Source organism: Acidithiobacillus sp. 'AMD consortium', assembly GCF_008926505.1.
GTDB classification, from domain to species: domain Bacteria; phylum Pseudomonadota; class Gammaproteobacteria; order Acidithiobacillales; family Acidithiobacillaceae; genus Acidithiobacillus; species Acidithiobacillus ferridurans.
Window position 1 is genome coordinate 1,848,009 of sequence record NZ_CP044411.1, and the last position, 26,618, is coordinate 1,874,626.

Genomic DNA, 26,618 nt, shown 5'->3' on the forward strand with positions numbered 1-26,618 from the left:
CGCCCTTGAGCCCCTTGCCCCGATCACCAGCGATGAAACAGTGTACCACCATATCTCCACATCCTGAATCCTTGAGATTATCCCGAATGTTACGACAGCTATTCAACGCCGGTGCGTTAGCGGATGAGCCACCCAGGCAAGGCGGTGGGGTCGGCAAAACACATCGCGGCACCGCTGGCATCCAGGCGTTCCGCGCCGTGTACGCCGCACAGCACCCCCACCGGCAGGACCCCGGCGGCCACGGCCATTTCCATGTCATGCACAGTGTCGCCCACCATGATGGCCGCTGCTGGGGGCAGGTCATAGTGCCGTAGCAGTTCGCGGAGCATCAGGGGGTCGGGTTTGGAGCGGCTTTCATCGGCACAGCGGCTGGCGCTGATGCAGGCGGCAAGGAGGGGATGTTCGCCCAGCACCCGATCCAGCCCGCGACGGGTTTTACCGGTAGCCACCGCAATCTCGTAACCAGCGCCAGCGAGTTGCACCAGCGCGTCTTCCACCCCGGGAAAGAGGGGCATTTGGCCGACCGGGGTGCCGAAAAAGCACTCCCGGTAACCCGCCAGAATCCGTTCCCGGGTAGGCTGATCCGCATCGGGGGCGAGGGCCGCCAGGGCGTCTTCCAGTCCCAATCCGATAATTTCCCGGTACTGCTGTACGCCGCGATCCGCCAGCCCTGCATAGGCAAACGCATGGGACAGGCAGCCGCAGATGGTAGAGATGCTATCCATGAGGGTACCGTCCCAATCGAAAACGATCAGCCGGCAATCACTGGGGGGCGGGATCATCCGGCGGATTCCTTGCGCAGTTGGGTCAGGACGGCCTGCAGATCAGCCGGCAGCGGGGCCTCGATGCGCATGGGTCGGCCGTCCTGCGGGTGGCGGAAGGCCACCAGGGCCGCATGCAAAAAAAGTCGCTGCAGGCCCAGGATACGCAGGCGCTGGTTGAAGATCGCATCGCCATATTTCTCATCACCCGCCACCGAATGCCCTATCGCTTGCAGGTGAACCCGAATCTGGTGCGTACGCCCGGTATCGAGGTCCGCCTGCAACAGCACCGCACCGCGGAAACGTTCCAGTGGTAGAAAACGCGTATGTGCAGCCTTACCCTCCACCGGGTCCACCCGCACCATGCGCTCGCCGGACTGCAGGGTGTTCTTGCGCAGGGCCAGACGCACGGAGCGCACCTTGCCCTGCCAGTCACCGGCCGCCAGCGCCAGATAACGTTTCTCCATGAGGCCTTCCCGCAGGGCTTCATGGAGCGCACGCAGCGCCGAGCGCTTCTTGCTGAATATCAGACAGCCGGAGGTGTCGCGGTCCAGGCGATGTACCAGTTCCAGTTCACGGGCATCAGGCCGCAACTGGCGCAATGCCTCGATGACGCCCCAGCTCAAGCCCGACCCCCCATGCACGGCCAGCCCGCTGGGCTTGTCCAGCACCAGCAGATAAGTGTCTTCGTAAAGGACAGCGGCTTCCAACTGGCTCTGCAGGTAGGTGGGCAGCACGGCGGGATCGCTGGGCGCCGCCACCCGCACCGGCGGCAGGCGCAGCACATCGCCCTCAGCCAGGTGGTAGTGCGGCCGCGCCCGCCCTTTGTTCACCCGAACTTCGCCACTGCGCAGGATTTTGTAGATATGGGAGCGCGGCACACCTTTCATCACCCGCAAGAGGAAGTTGTCCAGCCTCTGCCCGGCTTCCGCGTCGGTTACCTGCCATTGCCGCACCCCGTTTCCCGTCATTTTCCCTGCCTCTGTGCTTTTTTCATTTGCGATTCTATTCTTTTATGGCATATATTTCGACCTGGGCCGCTGCGCTTCTCGGAGCGCGGCCCCAATTTCAGCATCGACGGGTAACCCCGTCGGTCCCAATTACAAACGCTGCGCTCCCTGGTGGGCCCTTTGGGCTTGCGGGTTGAGCGCCGGAGAACGAAGAACTTATGAAACGGATGTTGATTAATGCCACCCACGCGGAGGAGTTGCGGGTGGCTTTGGTAGATGGTCAAAAACTCCTCGATCTGGATATCGAACGTGCGTACCGGGAACAGAAAAAAAGCAATATTTACAAGGGTCGAATCACCCGTGTGGAACCGAGCCTAGAAGCCGCCTTCGTCGACTACGGCGCCGAACGGCACGGTTTTCTGCCCCTCAAGGAGATCGCCCGGGAATACTTCCAGCAGCAGGAGCAGGGCCGCAAGCGCATTCAGGATCTGGTGCGGGAAGGTCAGGAAATCATCGTTCAGGTAGACAAGGAAGAACGCTCCAGCAAAGGCGCGGCGCTCACCACCTTCGTCAGTCTGGCGGGACGCTATCTGGTACTGATGCCGAACAATCCGCGTGCCGGTGGCGTCTCCCGGCGCATCGAAGGCGAGGACCGCACCCAGATTCGCCAGCACCTGCAACTCCTGGACATCCCCGAAAACATGGGCGTCATCGCCCGTACCGCGGGGATCGGTCAGGAGCTGGAGGCTCTGCAGCGCGACCTGGAATACCTCAAACAGATCTGGCAGGCCATCGTCGATACCGCGGCGCCGCGTGCCGCGCCTTTCCTGATTTATCAGGAGGGCAACGTCGTGGTCCGCGCCTTGCGCGATCACTTTTCCGAAGATATCGGCGAGGTGCTGATCGACGAGGAAGGGGCCTACCATGCCGCGGTGCAGTTCATGGGCTCCATGATGCCGAAAATGGTGCATCGCCTGAAATACTACGACAACGACGTACCTCTTTTCTCCCGCTATCAGATCGAGCAGCAGATCGAGTCCGCATTCAGCCGCGAAGTGCGCCTGGAGTCGGGGGGAGCCATCGTCATCGACCACACCGAAGCGCTGGTGGCCATCGACGTAAATTCGGGGCGCGCCACCAAGGGACAGGACATCGCGGAGACCGCATTTCAGACCAACCTGGAAGCCGCTGAGGAGATCGCCCGGCAGATTCGTCTGCGTGATCTGGGCGGGCTCATCGTGGTCGATTTCATCGACATGGAAATCCCCAAACACCAGCGCGAAGTGGAGAACAAACTCAAGGAGGCACTCAAGCTGGATCGGGCCCGGGTACAGTTGGGGCGTATCTCCCGCTTTGGCCTCATGGAAATGTCCCGGCAACGTCTGGGTGCGAGTCTGGAGGAAGCCTCTTCCGAACCCTGCCCGCGCTGCAACGGTACCGGTCAGATACGGGGCTGCGAAGCCACCAGCATGCACGTCCTGCGCCTGCTGTATGAGGAGTGCATGAAAACTGGTGCCGCCGAAGTGGAGTGTCAGGTCCCGGTGGATGTAGCCGTCTATCTGCTCAACGAAAAACGCCGCCAGATTCTGGAACTCGAGGCCAAAACCGACACCCGTATTCTGATCCGTCCCACGCCAGAGATGGTTACGCCCCATTATCAGATTCAGCGGACGCGCGTGGAGGGGGGCAGCAGCCGGACGGCTCCGGCGCCTGGCGGTGAAGGCAACACGCTGCCCACCCGCCCCAACCGCCCGACGAACGAATCCGCGGCGCTGAGTCCGTTGACCGCGCCGCCACCGCCCGAGGTGTTGCCACCACTACGCACACCACCGGCACCCAGCAGCCCGAAAACGAAAGCACCCGCCAAGGTCGTTCCGCCGGAAGAGGGCATTCTGGCCCGGCTGGTGCGGGCGCTGGTATCCCGTTATGTGCCCGTTGATGCCGCGACTTTCCTGGCGGAAACCAGTGGTGCCGAGATGTCGGCAAGCACGGAGCAGGCCAACGAGACCAACAGCGATGAGCAGGAAAACGGCAGCGAAGGGCGCAGCAGTGGCCGGCGCCGCCGCCGCGGTGGACGTCGGGCGCGCGCCCGGCGTTCCACCCAGGGTGGAGAGAATGGTACGGAATCCTTTTCGGCAGATGAGGAAGTCCCTGAGGAGAGCTATACGACAGAGGGATTTCAGGATAATGATCTGCTGGCAGGCCCCGAGGATGACAGCCATGTCCTGGAGGAACTCGTCTATCCCGGCTCGGTACCCGCCGCTGCCGACTGGCACCAGATGCTGGTCCCCGTCACGACGCGGACTCCGGTTGCCAATCTGACCGTTCAAAGTGATCCGGCACGGGAAGTAGAAAGCCTGCCCGCAGAGGAGCCCACGTCCTTGGCCGTTCAAGAACCGGCCAAAGACACCACTCGGGAATCCTTGCCGGTGGCCGTGCGACAGGAGCCCACTCCGGAACCCGTGCAGGGTGACCTACTGGCCGTGGAGGCCATAGAACAGGGGGGAGCAGAATCTGTTGACGTCCCCGGTGACGCCGAGCAACGGTCTTTCCCGCTGGGCGACGGTTGAGCAGCGGCTACGTCGCGCTACCAACCGGGGCGTAGTGGTGCCTTATCCCCGCCGCCATGTGGTGCCGCCGGGGCCATCTTCGAGGATGACTCCAGCGCCTGCCAATTCCTGCCGGATGGCGTCGGCTCCGGCAAAATCACGGGCCTGCCGCGCCGCAGCGCGCGCGGCAATACGCCCATCGATCCAAGGCACGTCCGCGTCGTCGCCGCGAAGAAAACCCTCGGCATCCTGTTGCAGCAAACCCAGCACACCCGCCAGTTCCCGTAACAGGGTGGCGAGCGGCGCTGCCACCTCACTGCCTTCGTCCCGCAGGCGATTCAGTTCGCGGGCCAGATCAAAAAGCACGGCAAGGGCTGCCGGTGTATGAAAATCATCACTCATGGCGGCATGGAAACGCTCCCGCCACTCGCTACCCATCTCCGCCACGATTTCAGGCCTGGGCATTCCACGCAGGGCAGTATAGAGCCGCGTGAGACCCGCCCTCGCCTGCTCCAGCGCCTCTTCCGCATAGTTCAATGGGCTACGGTAATGGCTGGAGAGAATGAAAAAACGCAACACTTCGCCGGAATAGCGGGGCAGAAGCTCCCGCACCGTGAAGAAATTATTCAGGGATTTTGACATTTTCTCGTCGTTGATGCGGACAAAGCCGTTGTGCATCCAGTAATGGGCAAAAGCACAGCCCGCGCCCTGGGACTGGGCGATTTCATTCTCATGATGCGGGAACTGCAGATCGGCACCGCCGCCATGTATATCAAAGGCACAGCCCAGGGCATCGGCGGACATGGCGGAGCACTCGATATGCCAGCCCGGCCGCCCCTCTCCCCACGCTGAAGGCCAGGACGGCTCGCCGGGCTTGGCCGCTTTCCACAGGGCAAAATCCAGAGGATCGCGTTTTTCTTCGCCGACTTCGACCCGCGCACCCGCCGTCAACTCGTCAATGGACTTGCCGGATAGGCGGCCATACTCCGGAAAGCTGCGCACTGCGTAGTATACATCGCCATTGGCCGCCACATAGGCATGCCCTCTGTGGATGAGTTCGCCGATCAGGGTTTGCATGGCGCCCACATGCTCCGTCGCCCGCGGTTCCAGATCAGGTCTCCGGCAGAGCAACGCCGCCTCATCTTCATGCATGGCGTCGATGAAACGTGCTGTGAGGGACTGAATCGACTCGCCACACTCCAACGCCCGACGAATGATCTTGTCGTCGACATCAGTGATATTGCGAACGTAGGTCACCTCATATCCGCGCTCACGCAGATAGCGCACCACCGTATCAAAGGTGACCATGACCCGGGCATGGCCGAGATGACAGAAGTCGTATACGGTCATCCCGCAGACATAGAGTCCCACATGATTGGGACGCAACACCTCTAGCGGCGTTTTACTGCGGCGCAGGGTGTCAAAGAGGGTCACTACGGGCAGATTGATCATGGGGTGGTCTCGATGGGCGTTGAGGGGCGTTGGGCCGCGGCATGGAGACGCGCCAGAGCGCGCTCTTCACCGATAAGGGGAAGGAGCGCCGCCAGTTCCGGGCCGTGAGTGAGCCCGGTGAGCGCGGCGCGCAGGGGCATGAACAACGCCTTGCCGCGATGCCCGCTAGCCTGCTGCAAGGCTTTTGTCCAGCTCCGGTACTCTCCACCGGACGCCTGCAGCGTCGCCTGAGCGACGGACCAGAACTCCGGACTAACGCCGATGATGGCCTCGACCGCGTCGTCAGCCAACGCGGGAACGCCAAAACAGCGCTCGGCCCAATCCAGGGCATCGCCGGGCAGCAGGATATTGGCACGCACCGCCGCCACGAAAGGCATTTCCAGCCCCATCGGCACCTTACCCCGCAGCAGTGGCGCCAGCCAGTTCCAGACGGCGGCCTCGTCCAGCGACTGCACCGCCTCGTGCTGCCAGTGCTGCAACTGCGCCATATCAAAATGGCTGGGCGCCCGGCTGATCTGGTTCAGCGCAAAGCCCTGCGCCAATGCCCTGCTATCCAGAAAGCCAGTCGCACTGTAATGATGACCCAGACGGGCGAGGTAGTTGCGCAGCGCCGCGGCCAGATAACCGTCCTTGCGCAAATCACGCAGGCTGGCAGCTCCGTATCGTTTGGACAGGGGCTGACCGTCGGCCCCAAGCAACAAAGGCAGGTGCCCATAAGCGGGAACCGGTAACCCCAGCGCCTGCAATATCAAAACTTGCCGGGGCGTATTGGTCAGATGATCCTCGCCGCGCAAAACCAGATTCACCTCCATCAGCGCGTCGTCGACCGCATTGGCGAAAAAAAAGGCGGGGCTGCCGTCGCTGCGACGGATGACAAAATCCCCCAGATCGGCCAGCGCATAGTGTCGCTCACCCCAAACCAGATCCGGCACCGTGAGGGTGCCCTGATCTGGCACCCGGAACCGCAGGGTAGGCAATAACCCGGCAGCCTCGCGCTCGGCCCGCGCCGCGGCGTCGAGGTGCCGGCACCGCCCCCCATAGCGCGGCGCCTTTCCGGCGGAGCGCAGCACGGCGCGCTCGGCGGCCAGATCATCGGCACTGCAATAGCAGGGGTAAGCCTGCCCGGCCGCCTGCAACTGGGCATAATACGCATCATAGAGGCGCAGACGTTCCATCTGCCGGTAGGGGCCGTGGTCGCCACCACGGTCCGGGCCTTCGTCCCAGTCGATGCCGAACCACCGCAGATCTTCCAGCAGGGCTCTCTCATAGATCTCTGGAGAGCGCTGCTGATCCGTATCTTCCAGACGCAAAGTGAATGTTCCACCCGCGCCACGCGCCGCCAGCCAAGCGAAAAGGGCTGTGCGGGCATTGCCAAGGTGCAGGTAACCGGTGGGGCTGGGCGCAAAGCGACTCTTCAGATTCATGGTGGTATAGTATTGCGCCATCGGCCGCATCGCAATGCAAAAGCCGGGATAGGATACTTCGCAAAGTGCAGGCCAGCATGCGCTTTGCGAAGTACTCATACACACGGAAAGAAACGGAATGGCTCAAGCGAATACCCCGCGCGCGCGCGCCAGGCAACCGAAGCGCCACCATTATGGACGCTGGATTTTACTGATCATCCTGCTGATTCTGATCAATATCGGGATCGGCGTCGGCATTTATGTCTACCGCATCTGGCAAACTCTACCGCCTGTCCACGAACTCAAGGAATGGCATCCGGATGAACCCTTGCGGATATACGCCGCGAACGGCGCGCTGCTGCAGGAGGTCGGTCCTCAGATGCGCTATGCGCTGCCCCTCGACCAGATTCCGGCCCGGTTGCAGGAAGCCTTCATATCCGCCGAAAACGCCCGTTTTTACAGTAACAACCCGCTGTATTACCCGGTCAGCTATCCCGGGATTCTGCGGGCGGCGGTGGTGGACGTCATTCATATGGCGCCGATGCAGGGTGCCAGCACCATCCCGGAGCAGGTGGCCCGGAACTTTTACCTGACTCCGCAAAAAACCATTTCCCGGAAGATCGCGGAAATTCTCCTGGCATACAAACTCGCCGCTCATTTCACCCATAAGCAGATTCTTGAACTTTATCTGAACAAGATTTATCTCGGGCAAGGGGCCTACGGCGTGCAGGCAGCGGCCCGGACCTATTTCGGAAAAGGCGTCAGTGAACTGACACTGGGGGAGATGGCAACTATTGCCGGGCTACCGCCGGCGCCTTCGGTCCTAAACCCCGTAGTGAATCCCGATCTCGCCAGGAGGCGCCGCGGCTATGTGCTCAAACGCATGGAAAAGCTCGGCTATATTTCTGCGGATGAGGAGGCGAAGGCCAATGCGGAGCCCATTCTCTCGCGCTATCATGCCGCCGCCAGCAATGGCGCGCCCTACGTCACCGACTGGATCGCCAGTTGGCTTACCCAGCAATTTGGCAGCGATTTCACCTACCGTTCCGGCCTCAAGGTGTATACCACCATCGTGCCGCAAGATCAGGAAGCGGCGAATGAGGCGATTGCCGTGGGCCTGGAAAACTACGATATGGGGCTCTCCAGCATGGATCCCAAAAGCTACCGTGGCCCCATCGCACGTCTCAGCGGGGCTGCGCTGCAGGCGGCTCTCGCCGGCAAGCGGCCGGACATGTTGCCACCACATGATCCGGCCAACCTCAAATGGGGCGTAGTGGTCAGCGCCGACCCCAAAAGCGCCACGGTCTCTCTGGAAGGCGTAAAAAATGTCACGCTGACCCTGCGCGACGTCAACTGGGCACGCCCCCGTGTGGGCGCACCCATGCCGCGTACGGTAAACGCGGTCCTGCACAGCGGCGACCTGATCTGGCTGCGCCCTTATGTCCACGCTGTCACGGCGGGGGCTGGCCAGGAATGGGGAGCCAATGTCTGGTCCTCGGCCGGGAAGAACGCGGGCTGGCAGCTTTCACAAGTTCCCCAGGTACAGGGCGCCCTGGTCAGTCTGGACAGTCGCACCGGGGCCATCCACGCCTTGGTGGGCGGCTTCAGCTATGAACTCAGCCATTTCGATCGCGCCGTGTTTGCCTACCGGCAACCCGGATCGGGCTTCAAGCCGTTCGTCTACGCCGCGGCCATGGATGCGCCGGCACTGCTGGCTTCGGGCAAGAACACCTACATGACGCCCCAGACCCCGATTCCGGACACCCCCCTGTCCATCACCCTGCCTACCGGCCAGGTCTATGTACCGACCAACTACAGTAACCAGTTCTCCAATACGCCGATCCCGGTATGGTCGAATCTGGCGTACTCCCATAACGTGCCCAGTGTGCGTATCCTGATGGATATCGGCATTCCCTACGCGGCGCAGTATGTGCAACGCTTTGGTTTTCCGGCAAAGCAGGTGCCTCAGGTGCCGTCCATGGTGCTGGGCGCGGGGGACTACAGTCCCCTGCAACTCGCTCGCGCCTATGCGGTCTTCTCCAGTGGCGGCTTTTTGCCCAAGCCCTATCTCATCACCAGAATCGTGAACAGTCGTGGCACCCAGATCTCCCTGCTCAACTGCCCCATGGGCTATACTCCGCCCCCCCAGCAGACGGCCATACCCCCCGGGGTGGCCTACCTGATGACTGAAATGATGCAACAAGTGATCAAAATCGGGACCGGTGTCGCCGCCCAGAGCCTCGGGCGCAATGACATCGCCGGCAAAACCGGCACGACCAACCACGAAAACAACGCCTGGTTCAACGGGTTTAGCCCGCGCATCACCACCAGCGTCTGGGTGGGCTACGACGATAACCGCACCATGGGCCGCTGGGCTGCGGGCGCGCGGGAGGCGTTGCCGATCTGGATTCACTATATGCGTACGGCCATGGCGGGCAGCCCGGCTACCGGATTCTTCCGGCCGCCCTCGGTGACCGGCCCGACCATCAGCGGTGGCAGCAATATCATCGGCGTCAGTGATTATCTTGCAGGATATCCGCCCGTTGCCGCGCCCACGGCGTCAACGACAAGCGGCGCGGGAACGGATATCGGCGACCGACTGATGAACACTATCAAGAGCCTTTTCTGAGTGGATAACCCAAGCCAAGCGCCCGCTGCCGCCTGGCGCCGCCCCGTCTGGTCCACCGCCCGGGAATCCTGCGTGGGTACGGCGCTGGGCAGCAGCCCCTTCGTCCAGGTCCCCTGCGCCATATTGCTTTTAGCGGCCTCGCCCGTGCTGCAACCGCCTAACTAACCACATCGCCCATGTTCCTTGCGGGCAGGAAGGGATATCGCACAGGCAGGCCCCGTTCAGCCGGGAAAGGAGAAACGGAGATTGGCAACACGTCCCAAAAAGTGGGCCCGGTCCAACCGCGGTCGATGGGCGATTTTTGTCATCCTCGCCGTGCTGCTCACAGCCATTGCGGTGGGTATAGCCCTCCATCTGCCGGTTCGTCCGCGGAGTGTCGGCGCGCCGCTCGTGACACGGAAACCGGCGGCGCCGATACCCTCCCAACGCGCCGTGGACCTGGGGTCTTATGGCGTCACCATTACGGACCATACCGGGCGAATCCATGTCCTGACCATTCATCCGGTGGCCATCCTGCAGGGCGATGGCCCTTGGAAGAGCCTTCTCCCATTGCAGGGGCAACTGGATGCGCGCATCGCCAACCCCTTCATGGCGTTTCCTGACCTGGCCGGCATCACCAGCTCCACCTCAGCCAGGGCTGCGCTGGAGCAACAAATCCAGCGAAATATCGCGCCGTTGCTGAATGGTGCGGAGTCGGGCTGGAAAATCATCGGGATAGAATTACATCCGGTACTGCGGCCTCCACCCCCGGAGATTCAGGGCAAGGCAAACGGCGCCCAATGAAATACCTGGGCCGTCTGAATCCCTACGATCCACTCTACGCGTATCTCGATAGGCAGATATTTCCACGACCAGACCATGGGCAGGGCTCCAGTCAGTTTCGGGTATTTCAGTTTCCGGCATCCAATGCGGTATTTCTCTATGAGGAAACCCATTCCCAGCAGAAAGTGATCGGCAAGTTCTTCAACCGTATCCATAGGGACCCGCAACAGGCCTGGGACCGGGCGCACAATGAATGGCGGCATATGCATCTGTTGCGCGACCTGGGTTTCCAGACCGAACGCCTGTATATTCCGCAGCCCCTGGGAATTTCACGGGATATCAACAGTGTCATCATCGAGGAATTCTGTCCTGGACAATCCCTCTCCAGCGTCATCAGAGAGTGTATTGAACACAACGATGCGGCGTTATTATATGCGCGCCTGACGGACCTCGGCTATTTCCTTGCCAAATTGCATAACCGGACAGCTCGCGTGGAGACCGTACGCTTTGATGCCCAATTTGCCTATTTCGACAAGATCACGGCGCGCCTGCAGAGACGCCAGCGGATATCCACCCATCAGACCGGAGAACTCCATCATTACCGGGAACGCTGGCAGTATATGGGCTGCATGTGGGCGGACCGGCAGGTGCTGATCCATGGCGATGCCACGCCCTCCAATTTTCTCTTCGCAGCCCGTCGGCGTACCATTGCCATCGATCTGGAACGGATGCAGTATGCAGATCGCGCGTATGATCTTGGCATGATCGCGGGAGAACTGAAACATCACTTCATGCGCAGCACCCATCATGGGGAGCATGCCGAACCATTCATCGGCCATTTTCTCTGGGAATACAGCACCCATTTTCCGGATCGTCATGCCGCTTTCGCGTCGATTACCGAACGGATCCCCTTTTACATGGGCATGACCCTGTTACGCATTGCCCGCAATTCCTGGCTGGACTGGCGTTACAGTCAGGTCCTGATCCACGAAGCCACTCACATTCTGCGGAGATAACACCATGTCCATACGCGCCGTATTTTTCGATCTTTATGGCACCCTGATCAACATTGAAACCAATGAGGAAATGGAGGAGATTTATCGCGGCATATCCCATTATCTCACCTATCACCGGGTCTTCATGAACCGGCGTGAGGTCCGCGAACGCTACTTTGCCATCCTGAAAGAAGGAAAACGCCAATCTGCGGAAAGATATCCGGAAATCGACGTCGAGGCGATCTGGCACACGCTGCTCGTCCAGGAGAACAGCAAACCCCTCAAAGGCCGGGCGAAACTGGCCAGAGAACTGGCCCGCCTGCATCGTGGTCTCTCCCGCACCCGCCTGGAGCGTTACGACGGTGTCAAACGCATCCTGAAAAGTGTTCAGGAAAGCTACCGGATGGCGACCGTTTCCGACGCGCAACGCTGCTTTGCGCTCCCCGAAATGCGCGCGCTGGGTATCAAGAAATATTTTGACGTACGGGTTATTTCCGGTGACTACGGCTATCGCAAACCAGACCCGCGATTATTCACTATGGCCGCAGAGCAACTGGAAGTGGCTCCCCATGAAACGATCTATGTCGGCAATGATATGTATCGGGATATTTATGGCGCCCAACAGGCGGGGATGAAAACCATTTTTGTGGACTCCAATCAGGGCAGCAAATCCTATAACGACGTAGTGCCCGATTATTATGCGAGAGATCTTTATCAGGTGCTGGATGGCATCGGGTTCCTCGCACTGAAACATGCGGATGGCGATGACTGATTACTGTTTTACCCTCGCCGTCAAAGCCCGTGGTATCTTTCCTCTGAGCACGGTTATTTTGAGACCTCCGGATTGCCAAATCGATACCCAACTCCTTTTTCGGTTACCAGATATTGTGGCATTCCGGGATCATCCTCAATCTTCTCCCGCAGTCGTTTGATATATAACCTTACATAGTGGGCCTGATCGCTACTGTGCTCTCCCCACACTGCGCCGAGAATTCGTCGATACGACAATATTCGCCCCTGATTCATCACAAAAAGGTGGAACAGTTGATACTCCTTGGGCGTAATCGGAATGGGCACCCCGCCCTTGCGAAGGGTATGGGTGAGATCATCCAGCTCCAAGACACCAATGACCCAACGGGAAGATTCGGCGGATGAGCCTACTGGCCGTCGCCGCAAATGGGCGCGCAGGCGCGCCAGCAGCTCGCCAATGGTAAACGGCTTGGTCAGATAATCGTCGGCGCCACTATCGAGAGCCTGTATCTTGTCAGCCTCGTTTCCACGCGCCGAGATGACGATGATCAATGCCTGTTCCCCGCCGTGGTCGCGTAATCGACGGATCAGTCCCTGCCCATCCCCATCCGGTAAACCAAGGTCCAGCAGAACCAAAGCGAATGGCCGACCTTCCTGGATTTGTCGTTTTTCCCAAGCCTTCCAGGCATCTTTCAGCGTGGTTTCCCAGTACAAGTGATATCCTGGTTCGCGGTCCATCGCCGCCTGTAGAAACCCGCCGATACTCGGGTCATCCTCCACCAACAGGATATCCAGATCACCTTCGTGTAGGTTTGTCATGGCTTAATCTCCGTCAGACGGCATAGGCGGCTCGGGCTCCCGAAGTACGGTAAAACAAAACACCGCACCGCGCACTGCGACCCGGTTACGCACCCAGATACGTCCGCCATGCAACTCTATAATAGCCGCACAAATGGCGAGGCCCAGTCCGCTACCACCCAGTCCGACGGGTGGCTGGACCTGGCTGAAGCGGGTAAATATTTCCTCTTCGCGGCCCGGTGGTACGCCAAAGCCGTGGTCGATGACGCAAACGGTGATCTCGGCATCGTTCGCATAGGCTTCCAGTTCGATAGCGCGGCCACTCGGGCTATATTTACAAGCATTTTCCAGCAGGTTGGTGAGCACTTGCACCATAAGTTGCGGATCCACGAGGAGCAATGGCAAATCTTTGGGTATCCGCGCCTGAAAAGGACGATCAGTGCATACGGCCTTAACCTGATCGCGTGCGGTAACCAGCAGGTCTTCCAGGGGAACCCATTCTTTCTTGATATGGAGTCGCCCGGACTGCAATGCGGCCATATGCAGAATGCGGTCCACGGTATGTTCCATCTTTTGGGTTTGCTCGCGAATATTCTCCAGGAGATCACGCTCCTCGGCAGTCAGGCCCTGCGCATTGCGCGAAAGTGTCGTCGCGGTGCCCAACACGCCAGCCAAAGGCGTCCGGAGATCATGGGAAACGGCGCCTAAAAGCGCATTTTGCAATTGCTCGACCCGCAAACGGACATCGGCTTCAGTACGCTGAAGAGAAGCTTGCGCCGAATCCAGAGCCACCGCGATGAGCCGCGCTACTGTTTCGAGAAAGCGCAACCAGTCGGCAGGAGCCCGGCGCAGGTCGAGATCCGACAGCATCATGACCCCCAGCACCCGCTCACCAGACAGCATGGGCATAAACAGTGCGGGAATATCCGCCAGCGTATCGGTGCTCATCCCGGCGTTCTTTTTATTCAGAAAACTCCACCGGGCAGCAGCCCGCAGGTTGCGTTGCGGAGCTTCCAGTTCGGTGGACGCTGGAAACATCTGCAAAAGACCATCCGCGTTTTCCGCAGGCGGCAGCCAGAATGCGGCCGCAATACCCAGGGTCTGGTTCAACTTCTCGATGCTGGCGTTCAGAATCCCCTCGACGCCACGGGCACTGCTGAGCGCCTGAACCAATTGATAGAGATTGCGAGCGCGCCGCTCGCGGAGCCGGGCCATGAGTTCCTGCTCGCGGGATCGCGCCACCAGCTGACTGATGAGCAGGATCAGAGAGAGGATCAGCGTAAAATAAGCAAGCGAGCCCACTGTGGTTGGCAAACCGCGATCCAATCCAAATGAATAGTAGCTCACCACGGCGGCAATGAACGTGATGAGGGAGGGCCAGCGACCATACATCAGGGCGGTGCCCACCGCGCCCAGCATATAGAGCATGAACACTCCGGCAAAACCCAGGTAGGCCCCCAAAGACCATGCCAGACCGCTTAAAGCAAGACCTATGGCCCCGCTGATCACAAAGGCGCGATTCCGAGTGCGGCGGCGCAGGGAGGTGTCCACGATGCCAAGGTATTGTTGATTCCGCAGGCGGCGATCTTCGGGTATGGCTTTTTTTACCGGCAATGGATGAATTACCACATCGATGCCGCGCTCGCTGTTCAACAGATGGGCCGTCAAAGAACCGGGCCACCACCAAAGAAACTTGCGCAGGCCTTGCGCCTGTCCCAGTACAATCTGGGTGACGTCGCGCAGCCGCGCATATGCCAAAACCTCCGCGCCGATATTTACTCCGGTCAGACGTGCGGTTTCCGCACCCAAACTTTCCGCAAGATGCAGGTGATTCCATATCCATGCCTGGGTCTGGGGGTTCTGCAGCAGGCCGCGTGGAGTGTCCACATGAATCACCAACCAGTCGGCCCGTTGGGCGGTCGCCAGGTGATATGCCGCGCGCACCAGATGCTCATCTTCCGGGCGGCCACTCACGGCTACCAGCAAACGATCCCGGCTTCCGCTACGTCGCCCCTCCTCCGGATTCTGTTGATGAAACTGTCGCAGTTCCAGATCAACCCGGTCCGCTGCCAGTCGCAATGCCAATTGCCTCAGGGCGATGAGGTTGCCTTTACGGAAAAAATGCGTCATCGCGCGCTGACCGCGATCGCCCAGGTACACCTTGCCCTCCTTCAGCCGTTGCAAAAGATCCTCGTCACTGATATCTACCAGAATCACTTCATCGGCCTGCTGAATGATCTGATCCGGCAGGGTCTCCTGAACCTGTATCCCGGTAATCTGCTGGACGACCTCGTGAACGCTCTCCAGATGCTGAACATTCACCGTGGTCGCCACGGAAAGACCCGCGTCCAGCAGTTCCTCCAGATCCTGCCAGCGCTTCTTGTGGCGAGAGCCAGGGGCGTTGCTGTGGGCGAGTTCGTCCAAGAGGAGCAGTCCGGGACGACGGGCAAGCGCCGCGTCCAGATCAAACTCTTCAAGCACAACGTTTTTATAGGGAATATGCACTCGCGGTAACGTCGGCAGGGCATCAGCCAACGCTTGAGTTTCACTGCGCTGGTGGGTTTCGACGACGCCCACCAAAACGTCCACCCCCTTGGCCATCTCCTGTTGCCCGTAGCGCAACATGGCGTAGGTCTTCCCAACGCCCGGGGCGGCACCAAAGAAAATCTTGAGGCGGCCGCGCTGGCGCGCCTGCTCCTCCTGCTGTACCTGTGCCAGCAGGGCATCCGGATCGGGTCGTCCGTCTTTGCGATCTTCAGTCGACATCTGCTACTACCAGGTACCGGATACCATCATCCATAATGCTCCTTTGTTGTCGCATCTTCCGGCGTTTGAGCATAGGGCAAAGCCCGGTCATTACCAAGCGGGATAACGCCACCATGATCTGCAATGGGTATGGTTTACCCAGAAAATATACCATTTATATAGAATTTATAGATGATTTATATGGAATTTATAGAGGCAATCTTGCTAGGCTTTCTGGCGACTACATGATGAATACGTGCGAGACATTGCCTAGCGCACACCAAGGAGGCTACATGGAGCTTATATACCTATTGATTATTATCGGTTTTTTCCTGGCGTCCATAGGGGTTGTTGAGCTATTGGATCGCCTGAGGAGCATAAAATGAACGCTTTTGTGTGGATAGGCCTCGGATTGGGCGCCATGCTCTTCATCTATCTCTTGGTATTCCTGATTAGTCCGGAGCGCTTCCTATGATATCTACCATCATACTGACAGCCGCGGTTTTGCTGTTGACCATTCTGCTGGCCTTGCCGCTGGGACGCTATATGCATCGCGTCTATGCGGGTGATCGATTCTGGGCGACACGCCTGATGGGTCCCGTGGAGCGGGGACTGTACCGCGTCATCGGTGTTTCGGCGAGCGAGGAAATGGATTGGAAGCGCTACGCCATCGCCCTGTTGATCTTTAACCTGATCGGTGGCGTTTTTCTCTATGCCTTGTTGTTGGCGCAAGGCGCGCTGCCCCTGAATCCTTTACACTTCGGTGGCGTCCAGGGTGGCTCCGCATTCAATACTGCGGTGAGCTTTCTCACCAATACCAACTGGCAGGATTACTCCGGTGGCTCGACCATGAGCTATCTCTCGCAGATGCTGGGCTTGACCGTGCAGAATTTCCTCTCGGCGGCGACGGGTATCACCATCGTCCTGCCCATCATTCGCGCGATCGCCCGTCATAAAACCAAGGATCTCGGCAATTTCTGGGTCGACATGACCCGCACCGTTTTATACGTGCTGCTTCCCCTCTCCGCGCTCTTTGCGTTGATTCTCATGGAACAGGGTGTGGTCCAGACCCTCACCGGCGAGGTGCGGGCGGATCTTGTTGCCCCCTTTGTATCCGGCGGCAAGACCATTCTTCATCAGATAATGCATGTGGGACCGGTAGCCTCTCAAGAGGCCATCATGATGCTCGGCAACAATGGGGGCGGTTTCTTCAATATGAACGACGCCCACCCTTTTGAAAATCCCACCGCGCTTACCAACTTTCTAGAAACCCTGGCCATGATTCTCATCCCCTCCGCACTCGTGTTCCTATTTGGGCATATGGCCAAGGCCAAGCGCACGGCATGGGCTATCCTGATTTCCATGCTGGTGCTTTTTATCCCGCTGACGCTCGTAAGTCAGCACTATGAACTGGCCGGGAACCCCGTGCTTACCCAGTTGGGGACCTCCCAGGCCAACACCGCGAGTCTTGCCGGTGGTGGCAATATGGAGGGAGTGGAAGACCGTATCGGCGCTGGCGCGACCGCGCTCTTTGCAACATTGGCCACTGCGACCTCTACGGGGGCGGCCAACGGCGCCTACGATTCCCTCATGCCATTGTCCGGGGGGGTAAACCTTTTTCTGATGCAATTGGGTGAGGTCGTGTTTGGCGGTGTCGGTTCCGGTCTCGCCACTTTCCTCGCCTTCATGATTTTTGCGGTTTTTCTCGGTGGTCTCATGGTGGGACGCACGCCGGAGTTTCTCGGCAAGAAGATCGAGTCCTTTGAAATAAAAATGGCCTCTCTCTCCATACTGGTCATGCCGTTGCTGGTGTTGATCGGTACCGCCCTCGCCGTCACCACGGTGGCGGGGCGGGCCGGTGTATTCAATCCCGGGGCGCACGGTTTCAGCGAAGTGCTCTATGCCGTAACAAGTCCGGCCAACAACAATGGCAGCGCATTCGGCGGTCTGAGCAGCAACACGCGGTTCTACAACCTGCTTACCGGCATGTGCATGCTGCTGGGCCGGTACTGGACCTATCTGCCGTTGCTGGCGCTGGCGGGTGCCCTGGTCGAGAAAAAGAAAATCCCCGCAGGATCGGGGACACTGACGACTTACACGCCTATTTTCATTGGCCTGACGGTGGGCGTCATTCTCCTGGTTGGCGCGCTCAACTTCTTTCCGGCGCTGGCGCTGGGTCCGATTGCAGAGCAACTGGCGCCCCTTGCCACCCTGACTCATTAAGGAATCATATCCATGGAATCTATCCACCATAAACATGCGGCATCTCCGATCCACTGGAAAGATCAGAGCCGGGGCGCCCTCTGGGACAGCTTCAGCATGCTCTCCCCGCGTCGCCAGTTGCGCAATCCGGTGATGTTCGTCGTCTACGTCGGCTCCTGGCTGCTCCTGGCCCTCTTTTTTCACGATCTGATCGTGCATAACAGTGAAGCGCCTTTTACCGCTGTGATCGACCTCTGGCTCTGGCTCACACTGATTTTTGCCAATTTTGCCGAAGCGCTGGCCGAGCGTCAGGGCGAGGCCCAGGCCAACAGTTTGCGGCAGAGCCGGCAGGAAGTTACGGCCAAAAAACTGCCGAAACCGGTGCGCGAGGCGAGCTATAAGGAGGTTCCCGGCGCCAGCCTGCGCAGCGGCGACTTTGTCCTGATAGAAGCGGGAGACCTCGTCCCCACCGACGGCGAGGCGGTGGCGGGGGTCGCCGCCGTCGATGAAAGCGCCATCACGGGCGAGAGCGCACCCGTCATCCGCGAAAGCGGTGGTGATCGTAGCGCGGTGACCGGCGGTACCCGGGTGATCTCGGACTGGCTCATCATCCGGGTAACGCAGGAGGCCGGACACACCTTCCTCGACAAAATGATCGCCATGGTGGAAGGAGCGGCACGGCGCAAAACCCCCAACGAAATCGCCTTGAGCATCCTGCTGGTGGTGTTGACGCTGGTCTTTCTCGTGGTCACCGTCACCCTCTTTCCGTTTTCCTGGTACAGCGTGCATTATGCCGGCCACTCCGGATCGGTGATCAGCCTGACGGTGCTGGTAGCCTTGCTGGTCTGCCTGATTCCCACCACCATCGGAGCGCTATTACCCGCTATCGGTATTGCCGGCATCGTGCGCTTGCTGCAGAGCAATGTGGTGGCGACTTCCGGGCGTGCCATCGAGGCGGCGGGTGACGTGGATGTGCTGCTTCTCGATAAAACCGGCACCATTACCTACGGCAACCGATCCGCAGCGGCGTTTTACCCCGTTTTAGCGGTTACCCAGGAAATCCTCGCGCAGGCGGCCCGCCGCGCCTCTTTGGCCGATGAGACGCCGGAGGGCAAAAGTATCGTGACCCTTGCCGACAAACATTACCCGCAAAGCCGGGAAGCCTTGCCACCGGAAGCCCAATTGATCCCTTTTACTGCCGAAACCCGCATGAGTGGGGTGGACTGGAATGGGCAGCAATTGCGTAAGGGATCTCCCGACGCCATGAAGGCGTGGGTCCAGTCGCTGGGGGGCACCTGGCCTAACGAGCTGGACGGCATAGTGCAGGAAATCGCGGGGGGTGGCGCAACACCCCTGGTGGTCTGCTCTGGCGCAGCGGTATTGGGTGCCATCGAGTTGCGGGACATCGTCAAAGCCGACATCAAATCGCGCTTTGCCGAATTGCGGGCGATGGGTATCCGCACCGTCATGGTGACCGGCGACAATCCGTTGACTGCCGCCGCCATTGCCGCTGAAGCGGGGGTCGATGATTATCTCGCGGAAGCCAAACCGGAAACCAAGCTCGCGCGCATTCGAGAATACCAGAATGAGGGTTACATGGTCGCGATGACCGGCGATGGCACCAACGATTCCCCGGCTCTTGCTCAAGCGGATGTCGGACTTTGTATGGCCAGTGGTACCCAGGCGGCGCGCGAAGCCTCCAACATGGTCGACATGGACTCCAACCCCACCAAGCTTCTGGAGATCGTCCAGATCGGCAAGCAACTGCTGATGACTCGCGGCGCCCTTACCACCTTCAGTGTGGCGAACGATGTGGCCAAATACTTCGCCATCATCCCGGCGGCGTTCGTGTCGACTTACCCCCAATTGAGCGCGCTGAACATCATGGATTTGAGCTCACCCACTCATGCCATCATGGCCGCGGTCATCTTCAACGCGCTCATCATCCCCTTTCTGATTCCTCTGGCCCTCAAAGGCATCAAGTTCCGTGCCGACTCGGCACAGCACATCCTGCGCCGCAACGTGTGGATCTACGGATTGGGCGGCGTTATTGCGCCATTTATCTTTATCAAGTTGATAGACATGCTGCTGGTTGTGCTGTAGGAGGATGACGCCATGATCAAAGACATCAAAACCGCGCTGTTGCTGTTCCTGATTCTGGCCGTGATGACCGGCCTGATCTATCCCTTGGCCATGACGGGTATCGGTCAGGTGGTGTTTCCCCATCAGGCCAACGGCTCGCTCATTCGTCAGCATGGACGGGTCGTGGGCTCCAGCCTCATTGGTCAGTATTTCCGCGAACCGCAGTATTTCTGGAGCCGCCCTTCGGCGACTTCACCGGTACCATACAACGGGGCGGGGTCCAGTGCCTCCAATCTGGGTCCGAACAATCCTGTTCTGGCACAGCACGTGGCGGCGCGGATCAAGGCCCTTAAAGCCGCCGATCCCGCGGAAAAGGGGCCGGTTCCGGTGGATCTCGTGACTTCCTCGGCGAGCGGGCTTGACCCGGATATCAGCATCGCCGCGGCGCGCTATCAAATCCCGCGCATTGCGCAGGCTGGCGGTATCGCCGCCGCAACGTTGCGCCACTTGGTCCAGCAAAATACGACGGAACCGTTGCTGGGTTTCATCGGAGAACCGGTGGTCAATGTGGTGAAGCTCAACCTCGCGTTGCATGCGCGATATGTCGCCGCACATGTGGCAACGGGATCCCTCACGAAAGGGCCACAATCATGATGGCCTTCTGAGTGTGCGCAGCTTTGGTCACCCTGCTCACGATCGCGCTTGGCATATACCACTGCGAGGCGCGGAGAGTGGCACTTCTTCGCCGCAAAATCAGCGCGTTTCAGGGCGGAGCAATCCGCCCGGCAGGCCCACCCGGCGCCTAGGGGTAATACGACACCACCAAAACCTACCGTTGGCGGAGGGGGTTTCTCTCTTCTACTAACGGCAGGATATCTACGGAGGTACAAAAACACATGGAGACGTTGAAAGAAAGCATCCTCGCGGCCGAGTGGGCGGGTTACCGTTGGGCGCTGCAACACCCGGATGCTACCGCCGATGAGCTTGAGGACGCCTGCGAAGCGTATTTACCCGAACACATGTCTGGCGTGCTGGCTTACGCATTTGAGCGTGGTTGGGCGATGGCGCGCGAGGGAAAGACACCGCAGTCCATCCATTCCGATGAGCCCTCGCTACCGTGACTTGATCATGGTCGATGTGCCGACGCTGCCAACCCACTAAGGAACTCCCCATGTCACCATTAACGCTCTTCGGCGTAATCGCTGTCACATGGATGATGATCTTTTATGCCCTGGAGGAGCGCTCCCTTTGGTGGACTCTGGCATTTTCCGTATCTTGCCTCAGCACCTCCATTTATGGATTCCTGGCCGGTACCTGGCCTTTTGGCGTGGTCGAGTTTATCTGGTGCCTGCTGGCGTTGCGTAAATGGTATCTGCTTTATGCTCGGAAAGAACACGTTACGGGCAAGACGGAATAATGCAAACCGGTGGAAATACTAACTCCTGTCCCATAATATTACGTTATCGTATGTGTAGTTTGCTCGTCGTGTTACGGGCAACAATATACGCAAATTATATACTATTTATATGGAATTTATAGATGATGACCATATACAATATCCGTTGATGACATAACCAAACCGGTTTATCAACCAATGGAGTCTTTCAATGCGCATGAATACCGTCGGTAAAACGACACTGCATTCCGTAGTGCCCGACCGTGCAGCGCTACAGCAGCACGCACGCCGCTGGGTTATCAAGATCGGGAGCAGTCTGCTGACTCAAGACGGCCAACGACTGGATTTGTCGGCCATGCAGAACTTTGTGCAGCAAATACTGCGACTTCGCGCCGACGATATTGAGGTCGTATTAGTTTCCTCCGGTTCCGTCAGTGCCGGCAAATGTCACCTGGGATGGGCACAGAAGATGACCACCACCGAAGAGCGTCAGGCGGCGGCCAGCGTGGGGCAATCCGCCCTGATTCATGCTTATGAGAATCTCCTGGCCGAGGGAGGGACGCATTGCGGGCAAATACTGCTGACGCGCGATAACTTCAGAGATCGGAAGCGCCTCAAGAAGACCCGGTCCGCCATCGAAATGCTCTTGAGAATGCAGATGTTGCCCATTATCAATGAGAACGATGTGATCGCCGATCTGGATAATGCTCTGGGCAACAACGACCATTTGGCCGCCCTGGTCAGCAACGTCTGGCATGCCGACCTGATGGTATTGCTGACCGATCAATCAGGGCTATTTACAGCCGACCCGCGCGCACGGCCTGATGCCGAAATGATCACAGAAGGTATGGCGGGTGACCCACGGTTTGAGCGTATGGCGGGTGGAAGCGGTGGCACCGTGGGTACCGGCGGGATGCTCACCAAAATACACGCCGCCACCCATGCGGCGCGCTCTGGTGCGACCACGCTCATTGCCGATGCCCGAATCCCGGATGTGCTCCTGCGCTTGCACAAGGGAGCACTTTTGGGGACGTTTCTGCGTTCTGGAAAATTCGACCGGAAATTGCGTCGGGATGCCTGGACACGTCTTCAGATCCACCACGGCCAACAGTGGGTGATCCATCCCGTGCGCCGGGTAAAAGATGAGGTGGTGTCTTTTTATTCGGAAACGCTGCCTTTTACCGCAATACCAATATTCAACGGCCAATAAATTTGCACATTCATTGGCTACGGGATCGCGCCAGTCATACCTGGTGTACAGGCCTCTTTTACCCAATTGGAGAAACATGATGAACCGCTTCACCACGAAAAAAGCCCCTCGCACCGGTAGCAAACTGGCTTTAACAATCCTGCCACTGGCGGTTTTGTCCACACTGGCGATGGTATCAGACACCGCTCAAGCCGCCCCCTTCGCATTGCCAGCCCCCCTGAGCTTTGACGCCGGGCCCTTGGGCAAACTTGATGTCCAAGGGGTGTTGAGCGGCTATGGCGTCTGGCAGGACAACAAGTTCGCAGGATCAGGCAATCCTGGCAACAAGTCTGCGTCCGCCGACATCAGCAACGGTCAGGTGATCATCCAGAAGAACTCCGGTCTGGTGCAATTTTATCTGCAGGCAGGGGCGTATAACGTCATGACCCTGGGCTCCAGCTATTTCTCCACCGGTACCTTCACTCAGAACACCTTCGGCGCCCTGCCGGTCGGTTATCTTGAAATCGCCCCCACCGATAACTTCAATGTCCAGATCGGCAAACTCCCGACCCTGATCGGCGCCGAATACACCTTCAGCTACCAGAACTGGAACATCGAGCGCGGCCTGCTCTGGGGCCAGGAGAATGCCGTCAACAAAGGCATCCAGGCCAATTACACCATGGGGCCGGTCACCGCTTCCTTGTCTTGGAATGACGGTTTCTACTCCGATCGCTTCAACTGGGTGACGGGCGCCCTGACCTGGGCCATCAACAAGGAAAACAGTGTCTTCTTCCAGGCTGGCAGCAATATGGGACATACGAATTTCGCCTATTCGTCCATTGCCACCACGCCGCTACAGAACAACGAGAGCATTTACGACCTGGGTTATACCCATACCGGCGCAAACCTCGTCGTGACGCCTTATGTGCAGTATACCAGCGTGCCGGCGAGCGCAATTCAGGCGCTGGGTGCCGGCACCAGAAAGACCAGCACCTTCGGTGCCGCCATTCTTGCCGATTACAGCCTGACGGACAAAATCTCCGTCGCCGGGCGGGTGGAGTACATCAGCAACTCCGGCACTGCTACAGATGGTGCCGCCAACCTCACCGGCTTCGGCCCCGGTTCCCATGCCTGGTCGCTGACCGTGACGCCGACTTATCAGGACGGCGGCTTTTTCGCTCGGGCCGAGCTTTCTTATGTTACAGCATCCATGCAGAGCGGCACTGGTTTCTCGGGTACCAACGGCCTCGCCCAGAACCAACTCCGGGGCATGGTCGAAACCGGCTTCATGTTCTAACCCCCGGGGTCGTTGCCCCCCGAGATGTTCCAACCCTGCGCAAGAGGTGTCGTCATGAAATTGATTACTGCCATAGTAAAACCCTTCAAGCTCGATGATGTCCGTGAGGCATTGTCGGCAGTCGGGATCCAGGGCCTCACGGTCACCGAAGTCAAAGGTTTCGGGCGCCAGAAAGGTCATACCGAACTCTACCGCGGCGCGGAATACGTGGTGGATTTTCTCCCCAAGGTCAAAATCGAGACGGTAATCAGCGATGACGTCGTCGACCAGGCCATTGAGGCCATCGAAAAAGGTGCCCGCACCGGCAAGATTGGTGACGGTAAAATCTTCGTCTCTGAAGTGCTGGAGACCATCCGTATCCGCACCGGGGAAATTGGCGATGGCGTCTGTAACCCACCTTTTACGGTGCGCTTTCGGCGTCATGAGCGCTCTGTCACTGATCGGCGATCTGGCAGAAGGCGTTTTTGTGCTTGGCGAGATATTCCTGCTGAAGCGACTCGATTCCTCCTTTTTCGGCTATCATCGTGAATCCAGACGGATTGGACGATTAAAAAAGTTCAATAGGAAATCTGTGGAAAAGCAGACGTAAAGCTATGCCTATGAAATGATTGATTATAATGATACCATACCCATATACCATCGTCGTCAGGATATTTGATGGCTCAGGTGGACATGGAGGCTGAAACTTGGCAGGCCGTTCACTGACGGTTGTCCAGATGCGCTGTAGTCCCGATGTCTGTCTTTCACCCTTCATGAACACTATGCAGGAACGATGATACCGGAAACTGCCATTCTCTATCTCTTTGTGGCGGCCTCATTGCTATCGGTACTGGCGAACCGCTTTCACATGCCCTATACCGTTGCGCTGGTGCTGGGCGGCCTAGTGCTGGGGGCGTTACACCTGTTTCAGGCGCCGGTACTGACCCATGATCTGGTATTCACCCTCTTCCTGCCTGGGCTGATTTTCGAGTCCGCCTACCATCTTTCCTCCGGCGCCCTGTGGCGTGACCGTCTCGCCATATTTGGCCTGGCGGTGCCGGGTGTGCTTATTTCCATGATTGTGACCGCCTTCGTGTTTCTTTGGAGCAGTCAATATCTGCCCAATTTATCGAATGTGGTCATGCCCGTCAGTGTCGCACTGGTATTCGGCGCCGCTGTGGCAGCCACCGACCCAATTTCTGTGGTCTCCATGTTTCGCAAACTGCAGGCGCCCGCACGGCTGACCTTTATGGTAGAGAGTGAAAGTCTGCTTAACGACGGTACGGCTATCGTCTTTTTTAGCCTTTTCCTTGCCTTGGCGGAAGGCAAAACGGTATCCGCTTCGTCACTGGGCATTCAGTTTTTCGCAGTGGTCGGCGGTGGCGCGCTGGTGGGCGTGGTCATTGGCTGGCTGAGTTCCGAAATCATCAAGCGCGTCAATGATGGCATGGTCGAAATCACTATCACCATTCTCGCGGCCTATGGCAGTTTTCTCGCTGCGATGCAGCTCGACTATTCCGGCGTCATCAGTACCGTCGTCGCCGGGCTGATCTGCGGCAATTACGGGGCCAAACAAGGGATGACGGCATCTGTTAAAATGGCGGTCGACACTTTCTGGGAATATATCGGTTTTGCCCTGAATTCACTCATCTTTCTGCTCGTTGGTTTCACCATCCACTTGCCTGACCTGCTCGGTATCTGGCCCTTGATTCTGGCCGCTTATGTAGCGGTCACCATTGCCAGAGCCGCGGTCATTTACGGGATGAGCGGATTATTGAGCCGCACGCGGGCCAGGATACCTCCTGCCTGGAATTTTGTGCTGGTCTGGGGCGGCATCCGCGGGGCGCTATCCATGGTGCTGGCCCTGAGTCTTCCGCATGACTTTCCTCATCGCTCCCTGCTGATTAACCTGGTCTTTGGCGTCGTATTACTGACCATCCTGATTCAGGGACTGAGCATTTCGCCGCTGGCACGGGCGCTCAAGGTGCTGGGTAACGGCCAGTCCTCCCAGGATTTTGAAATGCAGAGGATGCGCGTCGTCCTGGCGCAAATCGGTAATCAAGAGATCGGGCGGCTGCAGCAGGAAGGTCTGCGGGACGGGCACGCGCTGGACCTGCTGGCCACCTATTACCAGCAGGCGCAGAAGGATGCCGAAAAAAAGCTGGCTGGCCTGGATAAACGGGACGAAAAACGTGTACTTCAGGGCGATTTCTCCCGGTTATACCGGCGCCTACTCCTTAAGGAAAGACAGAAACTTCTTGATGCCCGCAACGAAGGTCTGCTCAGCGAGGCAAGTGGCGACCAGATGCTGGCCGACATTGACGCCAACCTGCTGGAAATTGAGTCCCAGCCAGAGGCCGTTATGGAGCGTTTATCCGCAAAACAGAAACCTGCGGAGGGAGTCACTCCGGGGTGATTCGTTTCAGCCCGGTTCAGACGACATGCTTAACGCCCTGGTGATCCAGCGCGGATACCATACCGGGGATAGCCCCCGCCAAAGGACGCGTATCCGTATCTGCCGAGAGTCCCAGCATCAGGACCGCATTCGCTCCCACTGGCACAAAGGTAATCAATCCTTTTACAGTGAGGTTGCGACATTGTGAGCACCCCGTCGTTGCTCGGCGATTTGATGGAAGGCTTATTATTCTCGGTGGCATATTCCTGCCGTGGTACAGGATC

Annotated in this window: 22 protein-coding genes and 1 pseudogene; 16 read left to right on the forward strand and 7 right to left on the reverse strand. The window is 58.7% G+C overall.

Annotation, left to right across the window (positions count from 1 at the left end; translation table 11 throughout):
* Positions 1 to 116: 116 nt before the first annotated feature.
* Together F6A13_RS09530 and rluC are read right to left on the reverse strand one after the other, a co-directional pair.
* The gene (locus F6A13_RS09530) at positions 117 to 782 is read right to left on the reverse strand and encodes an HAD family hydrolase (protein WP_113525366.1); all 666 of its coding nucleotides are present in this window, start codon (positions 780 to 782) and stop codon (positions 117 to 119) included.
* A complete protein-coding gene (gene rluC / locus F6A13_RS09535; RefSeq protein ID WP_126604252.1) occupies positions 779 to 1,732 on the reverse strand; it encodes a 23S rRNA pseudouridine(955/2504/2580) synthase RluC in 954 nt (317 codons plus the stop codon). The genes F6A13_RS09530 and rluC overlap by 4 nt, the downstream gene beginning before the upstream one ends.
* A gap of 197 nt (positions 1,733 to 1,929) precedes the next feature.
* Here rluC and F6A13_RS09540 point away from each other — a divergent pair, with 197 nt between their 5' ends.
* Positions 1,930 to 4,281: an Rne/Rng family ribonuclease gene (locus F6A13_RS09540; protein WP_126604253.1), complete on the forward strand. Its 2,352-nt coding sequence runs from the start codon at positions 1,930 to 1,932 to the stop codon at positions 4,279 to 4,281.
* A 42-nt stretch (positions 4,282 to 4,323) separates the two neighbouring features.
* On the opposite strand, the gene cysS is transcribed toward F6A13_RS09540, so the two are convergent.
* Both cysS and gltX read right to left on the reverse strand, forming a co-directional pair.
* Positions 4,324 to 5,712 (reverse strand): cysteine--tRNA ligase, encoded by a 1,389-nt coding sequence (cysS, locus tag F6A13_RS09545; RefSeq protein ID WP_113525363.1) that lies wholly within the window; start codon positions 5,710 to 5,712, stop codon positions 4,324 to 4,326.
* Positions 5,709 to 7,157: a glutamate--tRNA ligase gene (gene gltX / locus F6A13_RS09550; RefSeq protein WP_215886242.1), complete on the reverse strand. Its 1,449-nt coding sequence runs from the start codon at positions 7,155 to 7,157 to the stop codon at positions 5,709 to 5,711. Before gltX ends, cysS begins: the two co-directional genes overlap by 4 nt.
* A gap of 97 nt (positions 7,158 to 7,254) precedes the next feature.
* Between gltX and F6A13_RS09555 the strand changes: the two genes are divergently transcribed.
* The 5 genes from F6A13_RS09555 (at position 7,255) to F6A13_RS09570 (ending at position 12,273) form a co-directional block, all read left to right on the forward strand.
* On the forward strand, positions 7,255 to 9,744 hold the full coding sequence (locus F6A13_RS09555; protein WP_151528163.1) for a penicillin-binding protein 1A: 2,490 nt from the start codon (positions 7,255 to 7,257) through the stop codon (positions 9,742 to 9,744).
* On the forward strand, positions 9,745 to 9,909 hold the full coding sequence (locus F6A13_RS15390; protein ID WP_172959316.1) for a hypothetical protein: 165 nt from the start codon (positions 9,745 to 9,747) through the stop codon (positions 9,907 to 9,909).
* Positions 9,910 to 9,990: 81 nt separating this feature from the next.
* Positions 9,991 to 10,527 (forward strand): hypothetical protein, encoded by a 537-nt coding sequence (locus F6A13_RS09560; protein ID WP_126604254.1) that lies wholly within the window; start codon positions 9,991 to 9,993, stop codon positions 10,525 to 10,527.
* On the forward strand, positions 10,524 to 11,522 hold the full coding sequence (locus tag F6A13_RS09565) for an aminoglycoside phosphotransferase family protein (RefSeq protein WP_126604255.1): 999 nt from the start codon (positions 10,524 to 10,526) through the stop codon (positions 11,520 to 11,522). Before F6A13_RS09560 ends, F6A13_RS09565 begins: the two co-directional genes overlap by 4 nt.
* Before the next feature lie 4 nt (positions 11,523 to 11,526).
* Positions 11,527 to 12,273 carry an HAD family hydrolase gene (locus F6A13_RS09570; RefSeq protein ID WP_113525358.1) on the forward strand — a complete coding sequence of 249 codons (747 nt, stop codon included), beginning with the start codon at positions 11,527 to 11,529 and terminating at the stop codon, positions 12,271 to 12,273.
* Between the two features lie 53 nt (positions 12,274 to 12,326).
* Here F6A13_RS09570 and F6A13_RS09575 read toward each other — a convergent pair whose 3' ends face one another.
* Complete coding sequence (locus tag F6A13_RS09575) at positions 12,327 to 13,070, reverse strand: winged helix-turn-helix domain-containing protein (protein WP_126604256.1); 744 nt, start codon at positions 13,068 to 13,070, stop codon at positions 12,327 to 12,329.
* A 3-nt stretch (positions 13,071 to 13,073) separates the two neighbouring features.
* Positions 13,074 to 15,815: a sensor histidine kinase gene (locus F6A13_RS09580; RefSeq protein ID WP_151528164.1), complete on the reverse strand. Its 2,742-nt coding sequence runs from the start codon at positions 15,813 to 15,815 to the stop codon at positions 13,074 to 13,076.
* A gap of 361 nt (positions 15,816 to 16,176) precedes the next feature.
* On the opposite strand from F6A13_RS09580, the gene F6A13_RS09585 reads away from it, so the two are divergent.
* The 10 genes and pseudogenes from F6A13_RS09585 (at position 16,177) to F6A13_RS09630 (ending at position 26,355) form a co-directional block, all read left to right on the forward strand.
* Entirely contained in the window at positions 16,177 to 16,269 is a 93-nt protein-coding gene (locus F6A13_RS09585; RefSeq protein WP_113525355.1) for a K(+)-transporting ATPase subunit F, read from the forward strand.
* Positions 16,266 to 18,017, forward strand: a complete 1,752-nt coding sequence (gene kdpA, locus F6A13_RS09590) for a potassium-transporting ATPase subunit KdpA (protein WP_126604257.1) — start codon at positions 16,266 to 16,268, stop codon at positions 18,015 to 18,017. The genes F6A13_RS09585 and kdpA overlap by 4 nt, the downstream gene beginning before the upstream one ends.
* Positions 18,018 to 18,029: 12 nt before the next feature.
* Positions 18,030 to 20,099 carry a potassium-transporting ATPase subunit KdpB gene (gene kdpB / locus F6A13_RS09595; protein ID WP_113525353.1) on the forward strand — a complete coding sequence of 690 codons (2,070 nt, stop codon included), beginning with the start codon at positions 18,030 to 18,032 and terminating at the stop codon, positions 20,097 to 20,099.
* Between the two features lie 12 nt (positions 20,100 to 20,111).
* Positions 20,112 to 20,732 carry a potassium-transporting ATPase subunit KdpC gene (kdpC, locus tag F6A13_RS09600; protein ID WP_151528165.1) on the forward strand — a complete coding sequence of 207 codons (621 nt, stop codon included), beginning with the start codon at positions 20,112 to 20,114 and terminating at the stop codon, positions 20,730 to 20,732.
* Positions 20,733 to 20,974: 242 nt separating this feature from the next.
* A complete protein-coding gene (locus F6A13_RS09605) occupies positions 20,975 to 21,199 on the forward strand; it encodes a hypothetical protein (RefSeq protein ID WP_113525351.1) in 225 nt (74 codons plus the stop codon).
* A 50-nt stretch (positions 21,200 to 21,249) separates the two neighbouring features.
* On the forward strand, positions 21,250 to 21,495 hold the full coding sequence (locus tag F6A13_RS09610; RefSeq protein WP_113525350.1) for a hypothetical protein: 246 nt from the start codon (positions 21,250 to 21,252) through the stop codon (positions 21,493 to 21,495).
* 190 nt (positions 21,496 to 21,685) lie between these two features.
* Positions 21,686 to 22,684 (forward strand): glutamate 5-kinase, encoded by a 999-nt coding sequence (gene proB, locus F6A13_RS09615; RefSeq protein WP_126604259.1) that lies wholly within the window; start codon positions 21,686 to 21,688, stop codon positions 22,682 to 22,684.
* Between the two features lie 79 nt (positions 22,685 to 22,763).
* On the forward strand, positions 22,764 to 23,960 hold the full coding sequence (locus F6A13_RS09620) for a porin (RefSeq protein WP_126605659.1): 1,197 nt from the start codon (positions 22,764 to 22,766) through the stop codon (positions 23,958 to 23,960).
* Between the two features lie 54 nt (positions 23,961 to 24,014).
* A pseudogene (locus F6A13_RS09625) lies at positions 24,015 to 24,332 on the forward strand (P-II family nitrogen regulator); the annotation flags it as partial.
* Positions 24,333 to 24,732: 400 nt separating this feature from the next.
* Positions 24,733 to 26,355 (forward strand): cation:proton antiporter, encoded by a 1,623-nt coding sequence (locus F6A13_RS09630; RefSeq protein ID WP_126604260.1) that lies wholly within the window; start codon positions 24,733 to 24,735, stop codon positions 26,353 to 26,355.
* A 16-nt stretch (positions 26,356 to 26,371) separates the two neighbouring features.
* Here F6A13_RS09630 and F6A13_RS15835 read toward each other — a convergent pair whose 3' ends face one another.
* Positions 26,372 to 26,500 carry a hypothetical protein gene (locus tag F6A13_RS15835; RefSeq protein WP_264158123.1) on the reverse strand — a complete coding sequence of 43 codons (129 nt, stop codon included), beginning with the start codon at positions 26,498 to 26,500 and terminating at the stop codon, positions 26,372 to 26,374.
* Positions 26,501 to 26,618: the final 118 nt, after the last annotated feature.